We start from the raw sequence: 12,759 nt of genomic DNA, 5'->3' as shown, positions 1-12,759 counted from the left end.
CAATATTGAAATTCTCCTGAAACGTGGTATGATAAACGCTGTGAGATAAACTTTCTCATATGGGATGGATTTATAGGATCATTTGATTCAACTATGTGATTTTTTTCACTATTATGTCAATGAGAGGGGAATATCATGGCGGAGCAGAAGCACGTTGTTATTGTCGGCGCCGGTTTTGGAGGGATTTGTCTCGCCAAGGAACTCGCAAAAGAAAATGTCCGCATCACGCTTGTCGATCGGCACAACTATCATCTTTTTCAGCCGCTCCTCTATCAGGTAGCGACCGCTGTGCTCGCCGTGCCGGAAATTGCATATCCGACGCGCGCATTCTTCAAGCACAACAAGAATGTGGAGTTCCAACTCGCCTCGGCGGAGGGGGTCGATCAGGAACGCAAGGTACTCCTGACCAATCACGGTGAGATCGCGTACGATTACCTCGTACTCGCGGCGGGCGCAACGACAAATTTCTTCGGCAACGAGAGCGTCGCACAGAACTCCTATCCGATGAAGAGCCTCCAAGAGGCGATCGCGCTGCGCAGCCATCTCGTTCATGAATTTGAACGAGCGGCAAGAGTGAATGAGACCGACGATGACGAGCGTCAGCGTCATCTCAACTTCGTCATCGTCGGCGGCGGCGCGACGGGCATTGAGCTGGCGGGCGCCATCATCGAACTGATCGATGTGTTTAAGAAGGAATACCATAGTCTTGATTTCAGCAGAGTTCACGTGATCCTGCTCGAGGCGATGGGCTCCGTCCTGCCGATGGTACCGCCCGACCTCCAACAGAAAACCATCGATGTTCTGCGGAAAAAGGGCGTTGATGTCCGGCTCAATACCGCCGTGACGGACTATGACGGATCAACGCTCAGCCTCAAGGGCGGCGACGTGATCCCGACCAAGACTGTGATCTGGGCGGCGGGCGTGCGCGCGCAGGACTTCATCAAAGACTGCGGCGGCGAGGTCGACCGCGCGGGGCGCATCATTGTCGAGGAGAACCTGCTCGTACGCGGCAGCGACTGCGTATTTGCGATCGGCGACTGCGCGAATTTCCAGCACGGCACGGAGCGCCCGCTCCCGACCGTTGCGCCCGTGGCAACGCAGGAGGCTCTGCAGGTGGGGCGGAACATCATGGCACTGATTCATGGGAAAAAGCCGGAAGAGCTTGGACGATTCGTCTATCAAGATCTCGGCGCGATGGCGACGATCGCGCGCGGCGAGGCGGTCATGAACGGTCCCATCCCTGTGATCGGCATCAATATGAAGGCGAGCGGTTTTATCGCGTGGACGGCGTGGATGTTCGTCCATCTCATGCGTCTGGCGGGGAAATATGCGAATTTCACCGTCATGATGAAATGGATTTGGAATTATATTTTGGGCAAACGTCTCGCACGCATCATCCTTACGAAGATGGAGTAGGACTTGCGCACCGCGTGCGTTTGTGTTATACTACGGCGGTAATGGACGCAGGGCGTCCGTTTCCAAGACTCGTTCTCGACGGCTTCGTCGAGTTCAACCAAGCGCGCACAAGCGGGCTTGTATCCGGCAAAAGAAACGAGGTGTATCAGAATGAAAGAGGGTATCCATCCGGAGTTCTTCGAGGCGACGGTGACGTGCGGCTGCGGCAACACGTTCAAGACCGGCTCGACCAAGGGCGATCTCCGCGTCGATGTCTGCTCGAAATGCCATCCGTTCTTCACGGGACGTCAGCGCGACGTTCAGGCGGGCGGACGCATTGAGAAGTTCCAAAAGCGCTACGCGAAGAAGTAGTAAAACCGGTGAGGTGCGCCGCACCTTGCCTGTTTTTGTCTGCGCATAACAGGAAGGGCTGCTGCACGAGAGATCGTGTGGCAGTCCTTTTTCATATAGAGGAAAAATTTATGTCAAAAAGAATTACCGATCTTGCCGTCGGCGGGCAGGCAGTCATCGAGGGCGTCATGATGCGCGATGCGGATCGGACGGCGACGGCGGTGCGACTGCCGACCGGCGAGATCGAGGTCGAGACGCATACCGTCACGTCCATCCGCGACCGGTATCCAATCCTCAATTTGCCGCTCATCCGCGGCTCGGTCATCATGATCGAGTCCCTCGTCATTGGGATGCGCGCGCTCTCTTTTTCCGCGCAGGCGGCGGGCGAGGAGGACGAGCAGATGACGAAGAAGGAGCTCGCCATGACGATCGGCTTTGCGCTCGTGCTTGCAAGCGTGCTCTTCATCGTCATCCCGACGGGTGCGGCGCACCTCGCGGCAGCTTATACGAACGATCCCGTCGTGTTCAACCTCATCGAGGGCGGCATCCGCCTCACCGTGTTCCTGCTCTACATTTGGGGCATCTCGTTTATGGACGGCATTCACCGCGTCTTTCAGTACCACGGCGCGGAGCACAAGACCATCCACTGCTATGAGGCGGGGCTGCCGCTGACGGTTGAAAACGTGCAGCAGTTCACGCGCCTGCACCCGCGCTGCGGCACGAATTTCCTTCTCATCGTCATGATCGTCGCCATCGTGTTCCACGTCTTTTTCGGCTGGCCAGACCTCTGGCTGCGCATTCTGAGCCGTCTCGCGATCCTGCCCGTCGTTGCGGGCGTCTCGTACGAGATCATCCGCTTTGCGGGGCGCAGCGAAAGCCGTCTCGTCCGCATCCTCATCACGCCAGGGCTGTGGCTGCAGTACCTCACGACGCGCCCGCCCGCGGACGAGATGGTCGAGGTTGCGATCGAGTCGCTCAAGGCGGTACTGCCGCCCGATCAAATCCCCGCAGGCAGCGGGAATTACCGAAAGGAAGCATCGTGTTAAGCAAACTCACCGCAGTCGCGGACAAATACAGAGAGCTCGAAGCGCTCCTCAGCGATCCCGCCGTCATGGCGGATATGGCGCGCTGGCAGCGGTACACGCGCGAGCACGCCGCGCTGACGCCCATCGTGACCGCATACGAAGCGTACCGCAAGGCGGAGGAAACCGTCGCCGAGGACAAGGAAATGCTCGCCGAGGCGGATGCCGAGATGAAGGAACTGTTGCTCGAAGAGATCGCCGCGGCGGAGGCGGAGCGCGAACGCCTTGCAGAAGAGCTGCCGATCCTCCTCCTGCCGCGTGACCCGAACGACGACAAGAACGTCATCGTCGAGATTCGCGGCGGCGTCGGCGGCGAGGAAGCGGCGCTCTTTGCCGCAAGTCTCTTCCGCATGTACGCGCGCTATGCCGAGCGGCAGGGATGGCGGACGGAGATCCTCAGCAGCAACGAGACGGAGATCGGCGGATTTAAGGAAATCTCGTTTCTCGTGACGGGTGCGGGCGCATACAGCAAGCTGAAATACGAGAGCGGCACACATCGCGTACAGCGCATCCCCGTCACCGAGTCCGGCGGGCGCATTCACACCTCGGCGGTCACGGTCGCCGTCCTGCCGGAGGCGGAGGACGTCGAGGTCACGATCGACCCGAACGACCTGCGCATCGATACCTACTGCGCTTCGGGCGCGGGCGGGCAGTACGTCAACCGTACGGAGACTGCCATCCGCATCACGCATTTGCCGACGGGCATCGTCGTGCAGTGTCAGGATGAAAAGTCGCAGCTCAAGAATAAGGAAAAGGCGATGAAGGTGCTCCGCGCACGCATCTACGACCGCGCGCAGCAGGAGCAGGCGGATGCCGTTGCCGCCGACCGGCGCAGTCAGGTCGGCTCGGGCGACCGCAGCGAACGCATCCGCACCTACAATTTCCCGCAGGGGCGCGTCACGGATCACCGCATCGGGCTGACACTCTACAAGATCGACGCCGTTTTGGACGGGGAGCTCGAAGAACTCCTCGCCGCGCTCATCACGGCGGATCAGGCGGAACGTCTGAAACAGGTGCAGTGATGGCGGAGCGTGAACTTTGGACGATCCGCCGTCTGCTCACATGGACGACGGATTTTTTTAAGACGCGCGACATCGAGAGCCCGCGCCTTGACGCCGAGGTATTGCTCGCCGCCGTCCTCGGCAAAGACCGCATGTATCTCTACGTCCATTTTGACGAGCCTCTTGAGCCTGCGGAGCTAAGCACGTTTCGCAGCTATGTCAAAGAGCGCGGCGCGCATACGCCGATGGCATATGTGCTCGGCAGGCGGGAGTTCATGGGGCTGGAGTTTTGCGTCACGCGCGACACGCTCATCCCGCGTCCCGACACCGAGATCCTCGTGCAGACCGCCGTGGATTTCCTGCGTGCGCGGCGTGCGGCAGGGGCGGACGCTATGAGCATCGCCGACCTCGGCACGGGGACGGGCGCAATTGCGCTCTCCGTCCTCTATCATGCGGATGTGTCGGATCTGCGCGCCGATGCCGTCGACATCTCGCCCGGCGCGGCTGCTGTCGCACGGGAGAACGCGGCGCAGCTCGGGCTCGCGGAGCGATGCTCTGTCCGGGAGGGCGACCTGCTCGCCCCGCTCGCGGGACGCACCTACGATATGATCGTATCGAATCCGCCCTATATCCCTGCGGGAGACATCGCGGAACTCATGACCGATGTGCGCGCCTATGAGCCGCATCTCGCGCTCGACGGCGGAGCAGATGGGCTCGATTTTTATCGCCGCATGATGGCGGACGCGCCCGCCATGCTGAAGGAGGGGGGCGCAATCGCCGTCGAGGTCGGCATCGGGCAGGCGGCGGATGTTGCCGCGCTTGCGGAGCGGCATCCGCGAATCGTGCGGACGGAGACAAAGAAGGATTTGGCGGGGATTGAGCGAGTAGTCGCAGCGTATGGAGCGTGAGGTGAGATTTTGGTGTTGCCTCGCGGCTCAGGTAACGGCATATACATCATTCTCCCTCGCTATCAATATGTGTATGACAATGCCCTCTTGCTACAATGCGCGCCGAACAATAATTATTAAGAAAGCGTATCGCTTTACGCGCGCGGCAACATATTAGGAAAGGAGGCGCGCTCTATGCAAACGAAAATCATCTCCCCTGTGCGGGAGGCGGACATCGCATATGCCGCGCGGATGATTCGTGACGGCGCGCTTGTCGCGTTCCCGACGGAGACGGTCTACGGACTCGGGGCAAGCGGCCTCGACGCGGCAGCTTGCGCGCGCATCTACGCGGCGAAAGGACGCCCCTCCGACAATCCTCTCATCCTGCACATCGCCGATCTCTCCATGGCGGCGGATGCCGCGCGCACAATACCGCCCGCCGCCGCGCATCTTCTCACAGCGTTTGCACCCGGCCCCATCACCGTGATTTTGCCAAAGGCGGCGCATATACCGGACATCGTGACGGGCGGGCTCTCGACCGTCGGCGTGCGCTGTCCCGACCATGACATTGCGCGCGCCCTCATTCGTGCGGCGGGCGTCCCCGTCGCCGCGCCGTCCGCGAATACCTCGGGGCGTCCCAGCCCGACGACGGCGGTGATGGTCGCGGACGATCTTGCAGGGCGCATCCCGTGCATCCTTGACGGCGGCGCGTGCCGCTGGGGTGTCGAGTCCACGATTGTGGACTGTACGGAGGACGGCGTCGTAACCGTCCTGCGCCCCGGCGCCGTCACGCGTGAGATGATTGCGGCGGAACTGCCGCACATGGAGGTGCGCGTCGACCCCGCGCTCACGGCGGCGGATGCCGTACCGCGCGCTCCGGGCATGAAGTACCGCCATTATGCGCCGCGCGCGCCGCTCGCCGTCTATACAGGCGCGCCCGATGCGGTAGCAGCGGCGCTCCGTGCGGAAATTCTGCGGCAGAGGGCAGAGGGGACGCAGATCGGACTGATTGCCTTCCGGGAGACCTGTGCCGCGCTCACAGGCATCATATCTCCCGCATATGTTTATGCCTGTGGCGTACGCGGTGATGATGCTGCGTATGCGAATTGTCTTTACGATGCACTCCGCCGGTTTGACAATACGGACGCCGGGGCGCTCCTCGCCGAGGGGACGGACGAACACGGGCTTGGACTTGCCGTCATGAACCGCCTGCGCAAAGCGAGCGGAGGAAATATAATCATTGTAGGAGAATACGTATCCTAAAGAAAACTTATCAACAAAAGAGACTGACGCACATGTATTTGTGCATCAGTCTCTTTTACTTGTTAAAATTTGCCGGGCTGTTCAACAGCGTCAATTCTGTATCATCGCCGCATACTTTGCGCGGTCGTTTGACGGGATCCCCAAAGCGTCCATTGCTTTTTCAAGAGACAGATTTAGGTTCTTCATGAGGTTTTTGAGCGCGGATATTTGTGTCTTTTCTGTACCTTCGGCTCTGCCTTCTTTGCGCGCTTCGGCGCGGGCTTCGATCAGGTCGTCATTGATGCTCATTAGGAAATTCATATATAGCTCCTCCTTTTCACCGTTTTCCTTGAGTCGTCGGATCTCTTCGTCGATTTCCCGAATAAAGGGGCTGTCCCCGAGGATGCCGTTCATGTAGTTCAGGAAATCGTTGACCTCGGGATCAATATCGTCCGTCGGTTTTCCGGCGGAACTGAGGAATACCTTCGTCATGCCGTCCTGTAAGGTCAGATTTTTATCCTCGCGGCAGGTATTCTCAAATGTATAGACGCGCCGCTCGCCGCCCCACAGCGGGAAAGGGCAGAAGAAAATCACATAGGCATCGCCGAGGTCTTTGTATGCTTCCCCCGTCGTGAGGAAGTCAAAATCGATGGTCGTTTGATAAAAACGGCTGCGCCTGCCGATTTCCCGTGCGCCGTAATTGCGCACCTGCATCTCGAGAACGAAACGCGAGCCGGCGGTATCGGCAACGAATACGTCGAGACGAACGCCCTTGCTCTCATGCGTACTCTTGAGCGGATATTCGTTTTCGATGTAGGCAATATCTTTTACCTCAATGCCGAGTATTCGCTCGATGAGATGCTTGCAAATACGCTTGTAACTCATGATGAGCTTGAACATATAGTTGTCGGTGATGGTCAGATCCCGCCATTTTTTACGCTGGGTCAAGGGGCATCCCTCCTCGTCCCAATTTTACCATAAATCGCGCGGTCTCGCTAGATATATCGACTGCATCGCACAATTTAGGATTGTTTTATTTCGCCTAATCTGTATAATAAAACGTATACCAAGATGAAAGAGGAACGGCAATGGATCATCAAACGCACAACGCAATCGTCAGTTTTATCTGGGGCATCGCGGACGAATGTCTGCGCGATATTTATCAGAGTGGAAAGTACCGCGACGTCATCCTGCCGATGACCGTCATTCGCCGGCTCGACAGCGTACTCGAAGAGACGAAGGGCGCGGTGCTCGCCGCCAAGCGCAAATTCGAGGACGCACATGTGGACGTCCCGCCGGAAACCCTCTGCATCAAAGCGGGGCAGGCGTTTTACAACGACTCTCCCTTTTTGCTCAAGGATCTCACGAGCCGCACAAACGAGCAGAGCCTGAAAGCCGATTTCGTTGCGTATCTCAACGGCTTCTCGCCGAACGTACGGGAGATTTTGGACAAATTCAAATTTGACACGCAGATTGATACCATGGAGAAGGCAGGCATCCTCGGCGCCGTCATCGAAAAATTCACCGCCTCGGACATCAACCTCAGCCCCTATCCGATCTATAAGGACGCCGAGAAAAAAGAAGTCCTGCACCCGGGGCTAGACAACCACAGCATGGGCACGATCTTTGAAGAACTCATCCGCAAATTCAACGAAGCCAATAACCAACAGGCGGGCGAGCACTGGACGCCGCGCGACGTCGTAGAACTTATGGCAGATCTCATCTTCGTCCCCATCCGTCATGAACTCCTAGACGCCACGTATTCCTGTTATGACGGCGCGAGCGGCACGGGCGGGATGCTCACCGTCGCGCAGGCGCGCCTGCAGGAGCTTGCCGAGGAGCACGGCAAGGCCGTCTCCATCCACCTCTACGGACAGGAGGTGAACCCCGAGACCTACGCCATCTGCACCGCGGACATGCTGCTCAAAGGGGACGGCGCCGAGGCGGCAAACATCGAATACGGCTCGACACTCTCCGAGGATCATCACGCAAAGATGCACTTTGACTTCATGCTGTCCAATCCGCCCTACGGGAAAAACTGGAAAGCCGACGCTACCAAAATGGGTGGGAAATCGGACATCGAAGACCCGCGGTTTCGCGTCACGCTCGCGGACGGAGAACGCCTTGACGCATTCCCGCGCGTGAGCGACGGACAGCTCCTCTTCCTGCTGAACAACATCGCGAAGATGAAGCAAAATACAAAGCTCGGCAGCCGTATTGCCGAGGTGCACAACGGATCGTCCCTCTTTACCGGAGATGCGGGCAGCGGCGAGAGCAACGCGCGCCGCTTTATGATCGAGAACGACCTTGTCGAGGCGATCATCGCCTTGCCGGAGAACATGTTCTACAATACGGGCATCGGCACCTACATTTGGATTCTATCGAACAAAAAAGAAAAGCGTCGCAAAGGGAAGATACAACTCATCGATGCAACCGCGATAAAGGCGCCGCTCAGGAAAAACCTCGGCAAGAAAAACTGTGAATTTACCCCCGAACTTCGCGCGGAGATTCTGCGCGTCTTTTTGGCGTACGAGGAGAGCGACGTCAGCAAAATATTTGCGGGAAAAGAGTTCGGATATTGGTCTGTGACAGTGGAGCGTCCCCTGCGTCTGCGGATTACACGGGAAAAAGAACTCCCTGCGGGACTGCTCCGCAGCGCCGAGGAGCGTGCCGCCTACCAAAGGGCGCTCGATACCACGCCGCTTGACGACTGGACGGCGTTTGCAAAGGCGACGGGACTGAAGCCCGCCCTGCTGAAAAAACTGCGTCCCCATATCACCGTCAAAGATCCTGCGGCACAGCCTGTCGCGGGCGCAGCCGACTCCGCGCTCCGCGATACCGAGAACGTCCCGCTGAACTATCCGGGCGGGATTGCGGCGTTCATCGAGAACGAAGTGCGCCCCTATGCGCCCGACGCCTATATCGACGAGAAGAAAACTGAGATCGGCTATGAGATTAGCTTCACGAAGTATTTTTATCGACCGTTGGAGCTAAGGAAAATTGATGAGATTGTTCATGATATTCGTGTTGTGGAAGATGCAAGCAATAGACTACTTAACGCTGTACTCAACTATTGAGGAAATGATAGAATGAAGCGATACAAAACCTATAAAACAACAGATCAATCGTGGTTGACAAATGTGCCAAAGCATTGGGGATATGTGAAGTGTAAAACACTATTTGCGACGCAAACAGAGAAAAATAAAAATAATGAAGAAGGAAATATACTGTCATTGACACTGCAAGGCGTCGTCCGAAATAATAGGGAGAAACCTATTGGATTAAGTCCAAGTGATTACCGAACCTATCAAATCTTTGAAAAAGATGATTTGGTATTTAAGCTCATTGACCTTGAAAATATTTCTACCAGCAGGGTGGGACTTGTTCCTGAGCGGGGAATCATGAGTTCTGCCTATATACGTCTGTCTGCAAAATGCGATATTAATACAAGATATTTTTATTTTCAATACTATGACTTGTGGTTGAGACAAATCTTTAATGGTCTTGGGGCAGGTGTACGTCAAACCCTATCCGCGAATGACTTGTTGAACATAAAAATTGTTGTCCCGCCACGTGACGAGCAGGATCAAATCGTGCGCTATTTGGATTCGAAAATATCTGCGATAGATGCGGGGATTTCAAAGCTGGAAGAACAAATCAAATGCTTGAAAGAACTCAAATCAACACTGATCTCCGATGTCGTCACCGGAAAGATCGACGTTCGGGACGCCGAGATTCCGACAAATCCGTCCATGGAATAGGAGGATGCGCGATGAGCTGCACGAATACGAAGGAGAGCGGGCTGGAGTCGCTGATTGTTTCGTATCTCACCGATCGGAACGGCTATGAGGAAGGCACGAACGCCGACTATAACGAGGCGTTCGCGGTCGATGAGACGCGGCTCTTTCGCTTCCTTCGAGAGACGCAGGCGGCGGAGGATGGAAAAGCTCGGCGGTCTCGCGGACGAGCGGGGGCGGCGTGCCTTCCTTGGACGGCTCTCCTCAGAGATCGCAAAGCGCGGCATCGTGGATGTCCTGCGCCGCGGCATCAAGGATCGCGCCGCACACTTCACGCTCTACTATGTGACGCCAACGGAGGGGAACGCCGAGGCAAAGGAGCTTTATGATGAGAATATTTTCAGTGTGACGCGTCAGCTCTGCTATACCGCAGGGGCGCGGCTCGCGCTCGATCTCTGCATCTTTGTCAACGGACTGCCGCTCGTCACGATGGAGCTCAAAAACAGTCTGACGAAGCAATCGACGGCGGACGCGGTGCGGCAGTACCGGGAGGATCGGTCGCCGCGCGATCTGCTCTTTTCGTTCAAGCGGTGCATGGTGCATTTTGCCGTGGACGATCGCACCGTCATGTTCTCGGCGCAGCTCGCGGGCAAGGAATCTGTGTTCCTGCCCTTTAACAAGGGCAATCACGGGGGTGCGGGCAATCCGCCGAATCCCGCGGGGCTGATGACGGACTATCTGTGGCAGGATATTCTAACGCGCGCGAAGCTTTCGCGCATCATTGAGGGCTATGCGCAGCTCGTGAAAGAGACGGGGGCAGGCACGCGAGAGCAGATGATCTTCCCGCGCTATCATCAGCTCGACTGTGTGGAGCGTCTGCTCGCGGATGTGCGCGCGCATGGGATCGGCGGGCGCTACCTCGTGCAGCACAGTGCGGGGAGCGGGAAGTCGAACTCGATCGCGTGGCTCGCGCATGGGCTGGTCGGTCTGATGCGGGACGGGCGCCCGATGGTGGACTCGGTGCTCGTGGTGACGGATCGGCGAATCCTCGATCGGCAAATTCGCGATGCGGTGAAGCAGTTCATGCAGATGTCGAACATTGTTGCGTGGGCGAAGCACTCGTCTGCGCTGCGTCAGGCGATCGCGGACGGAAAGCGGATCATCGTGACGACGATCGAGAAGTTCCCACATATCGCTCAGGCGATGAGCGCATCCCTTGCAGGACGACGTTTTGCCATCATCATCGACGAGGCGCACGCGGGGCAGACGGGGCGCAATGCGGCGCAGATGAACCGGACGCTCGCGGGCGGCGGGGACTTTGCGGCGCTCGACGATGAGGACAAGATCAATGCTCTGATGGAGTCTCGGAGACTCCTCCCGAATGCGAGCTATTTTGCATTCACGGCGACACCGAAGAACAAGACGGAAGAGCTCTTTGGGACGCGCTATGAGGAGGACGACGCGGTGATGCATCGTCCGTTCCATGTCTACACGATGAAGCAGGCGATCGAGGAGGGCTTTATCCTCGATGTGCTGAAGAATTACACGACGGTTGAGAGCTGGTACCGCATCGTTCGAACGGTCGAGGACGATCCGATGTTTGATACGAGGCGCGCGCAGAAGAAGCTGCGCGCATTCGTCGAAGGAAAGAGGAATGTTATCGCGCAAAAAGCGGCGGTGATGGCGGAGCATTTTTGCGCGTCGGTGGCGCGGCGGCTCGGGGGTAAGGCGCGCGCGATGATCGTGACGAGCAGCATCGAGCGTTGCGCCGCTTACTATCGGGCGGTGAACGATGCGCTCGCAGCGGAGAGACGTTCCTATCGTGCGCTGATCGCGTTCTCGGGGGAGCATGAGGGCGTGACCTGCGCCGAGATGAACGGTTTCCCCGATACGGATATTCCCGCACGGTTCAAGGAAGATCCCTATCGCATCCTCGTTGTGGCGGACATGTTCCAGACGGGATTTGACGAGCCGCTCTTGACGGCGATGTATGTGGACAAGAAGCTCGCGGGGATCGCTGCGGTGCAGACGCTCTCACGGCTGAACCGGGCATATCCCGGCAAGCGCGAGGTCTGTGTGCTCGACTTTGCGAATAACGAGGGGGACGTCGCCGACGCTTTTGCAAAGTACTATCGGACGACGCTGCTCGCAGGGGAGACCGATCCGAATAAGCTCCACGATCTGATCGCGGTGATGGAGGGCTATGAGGTCTATGCGGGGAGCGATGTGGAGCGCGTCGTGCGGCGCTTCCTTGAGGGAGCGGAACGCCCGCTGCTCGATCCGACGCTCGATGCGTGTGCCGCGCGTTATATGGAGCTAGAGGTGGGGGAGCAGATCGCGTTTAAGTCGGCGGCAAAGAATTTTGTCCGCACCTATCAGTTCCTCGCGATGATTCTCTCCTCCAGCAATGCGGCGTGGGAGAAGATGTCCATCTTTTTGCATCTGCTCGTGCCAAAGCTGCCCTCGCCCCCGGAGGAAGATCTCGCGGAGGGCATTCTAGAGACGGTTGACCTCGGCAGCTATCGGAACGCGGCGCGGGAGGCGATCGCGATCCTCTGTGCGGATGAGGATGCAGTGCTCTTGCCCGTGCCGACGGGATCTGCGGCGCATCCGACGGCGCCGGAGCTCGATCCGCTCTCTGAGATCGTGGCGGCGTTTAACAAGTCGTTCGGCAATATCGTATGGACGGAGGACGACGAGGTGCGGCGGCAGATCTATTCGCTGCCAGTACAGGTGGCGCAAGACAGAGCCTATCGGAACGCGATGAAAAACTCGGATGCGCAGAATGCGCGCACGGAGAGCGACCGCGTCCTCCAAGACATTATCTATAAGAACATTGAGGACTATTTGAAACTCATCCTACATATGCAGTCGACGCCGGGATTTGAGGATCGGCTGAGAGATTTTGTATTTGATACGACTTACAACGGTGGCGGCGTGCCGCGCGTGCCGGAGCAGTACGCGCCCTACGCGGAGCAAAGCAGGGAGGCGGCGGATCGCGAGGAGGGATTCGGCAGGCGTTATTGAGAAATCTCACATAAAAAAGACTGCTGTACGTTGGTCA

At 57.8% G+C, this 12,759-nt stretch carries 10 protein-coding genes; 9 read left to right on the top strand and 1 reads right to left on the bottom strand.

What is annotated here, in order from left to right; all coding sequences use genetic code 11:
• Positions 1-135 precede the first annotated feature (135 nt).
• The 6 genes from HMPREF9162_RS06765 to HMPREF9162_RS06740 all read left to right on the top strand — a co-directional run bounded on the left by HMPREF9162_RS06765 (position 136) and on the right by HMPREF9162_RS06740 (position 5,979).
• Positions 136-1,416 (top strand): NAD(P)/FAD-dependent oxidoreductase, encoded by a 1,281-nt coding sequence (locus tag HMPREF9162_RS06765; RefSeq protein WP_009438631.1) that lies wholly within the window; start codon positions 136-138, stop codon positions 1,414-1,416.
• 150 nt (positions 1,417-1,566) lie between these two features.
• Entirely contained in the window at positions 1,567-1,767 is a 201-nt protein-coding gene (gene rpmE / locus HMPREF9162_RS06760; protein ID WP_009349208.1) for a 50S ribosomal protein L31, read from the top strand.
• A 110-nt stretch (positions 1,768-1,877) separates the two neighbouring features.
• Complete coding sequence (locus HMPREF9162_RS06755; protein ID WP_037350333.1) at positions 1,878-2,792, top strand: DUF1385 domain-containing protein; 915 nt, start codon at positions 1,878-1,880, stop codon at positions 2,790-2,792.
• Positions 2,786-3,850 (top strand): peptide chain release factor 1, encoded by a 1,065-nt coding sequence (prfA, locus tag HMPREF9162_RS06750; protein WP_009438938.1) that lies wholly within the window; start codon positions 2,786-2,788, stop codon positions 3,848-3,850. Before HMPREF9162_RS06755 ends, prfA begins: the two co-directional genes overlap by 7 nt.
• The gene (gene prmC / locus HMPREF9162_RS06745) at positions 3,850-4,737 is read left to right on the top strand and encodes a peptide chain release factor N(5)-glutamine methyltransferase (RefSeq protein ID WP_009438852.1); all 888 of its coding nucleotides are present in this window, start codon (positions 3,850-3,852) and stop codon (positions 4,735-4,737) included. Before prfA ends, prmC begins: the two co-directional genes overlap by 1 nt.
• 174 nt (positions 4,738-4,911) lie before the next feature.
• On the top strand, positions 4,912-5,979 hold the full coding sequence (locus tag HMPREF9162_RS06740) for an L-threonylcarbamoyladenylate synthase (RefSeq protein ID WP_009438605.1): 1,068 nt from the start codon (positions 4,912-4,914) through the stop codon (positions 5,977-5,979).
• A 90-nt stretch (positions 5,980-6,069) separates the two neighbouring features.
• On the opposite strand, the gene HMPREF9162_RS06735 is transcribed toward HMPREF9162_RS06740, so the two are convergent.
• Positions 6,070-6,906: an Rpn family recombination-promoting nuclease/putative transposase gene (locus HMPREF9162_RS06735; protein WP_009438860.1), complete on the bottom strand. Its 837-nt coding sequence runs from the start codon at positions 6,904-6,906 to the stop codon at positions 6,070-6,072.
• A gap of 140 nt (positions 6,907-7,046) precedes the next feature.
• Between HMPREF9162_RS06735 and HMPREF9162_RS06730 the strand changes: the two genes are divergently transcribed.
• The 3 genes from HMPREF9162_RS06730 (at position 7,047) to HMPREF9162_RS06720 (ending at position 12,722) form a co-directional block, all read left to right on the top strand.
• Positions 7,047-9,035 (top strand): class I SAM-dependent DNA methyltransferase, encoded by a 1,989-nt coding sequence (locus HMPREF9162_RS06730; protein ID WP_009438803.1) that lies wholly within the window; start codon positions 7,047-7,049, stop codon positions 9,033-9,035.
• Positions 9,036-9,047: 12 nt separating this feature from the next.
• Positions 9,048-9,719, top strand: coding sequence for a restriction endonuclease subunit S (locus HMPREF9162_RS06725; protein ID WP_009349201.1), 672 nt, complete (start codon positions 9,048-9,050; stop codon positions 9,717-9,719).
• 177 nt (positions 9,720-9,896) lie between these two features.
• Positions 9,897-12,722 carry a type I restriction endonuclease subunit R gene (locus HMPREF9162_RS06720; RefSeq protein ID WP_217490388.1) on the top strand — a complete coding sequence of 942 codons (2,826 nt, stop codon included), beginning with the start codon at positions 9,897-9,899 and terminating at the stop codon, positions 12,720-12,722.
• The last annotated feature ends 37 nt before the right edge of the window (positions 12,723-12,759 follow it).

This window comes from Selenomonas sp. oral taxon 137 str. F0430, from assembly GCF_000183625.1.
GTDB classification, from domain to species: Bacteria; Bacillota; Negativicutes; order Selenomonadales; family Selenomonadaceae; genus Centipeda; species Centipeda artemidis.
The sequence above is the reverse complement of the archived record's forward strand: the minus strand, read 5'-3'. Positions and strand labels throughout refer to the sequence as shown.

Bases quoted from the DNA above. Each gene is read 5' to 3' on its own strand.
- HMPREF9162_RS06765 (WP_009438631.1), top strand. From the start codon at position 136: ATGGCGGAGCAGAAGCACGTTGTTATTGTCGGCGCCGGTTTTGGAGGG.
- HMPREF9162_RS06725 (WP_009349201.1), top strand. From the start codon at position 9,048: ATGAAGCGATACAAAACCTATAAAACAACAGATCAATCGTGGTTGACA.
- rpmE (WP_009349208.1), top strand. From the start codon at position 1,567: ATGAAAGAGGGTATCCATCCGGAGTTCTTCGAGGCGACGGTGACGTGC.
- HMPREF9162_RS06720 (WP_217490388.1), top strand. From the start codon at position 9,897: ATGGAAAAGCTCGGCGGTCTCGCGGACGAGCGGGGGCGGCGTGCCTTC.
- HMPREF9162_RS06740 (WP_009438605.1), top strand. From the start codon at position 4,912: ATGCAAACGAAAATCATCTCCCCTGTGCGGGAGGCGGACATCGCATAT.
- HMPREF9162_RS06730 (WP_009438803.1), top strand. From the start codon at position 7,047: ATGGATCATCAAACGCACAACGCAATCGTCAGTTTTATCTGGGGCATC.
- HMPREF9162_RS06755 (WP_037350333.1), top strand. From the start codon at position 1,878: ATGTCAAAAAGAATTACCGATCTTGCCGTCGGCGGGCAGGCAGTCATC.
- prmC (WP_009438852.1), top strand. From the start codon at position 3,850: ATGGCGGAGCGTGAACTTTGGACGATCCGCCGTCTGCTCACATGGACG.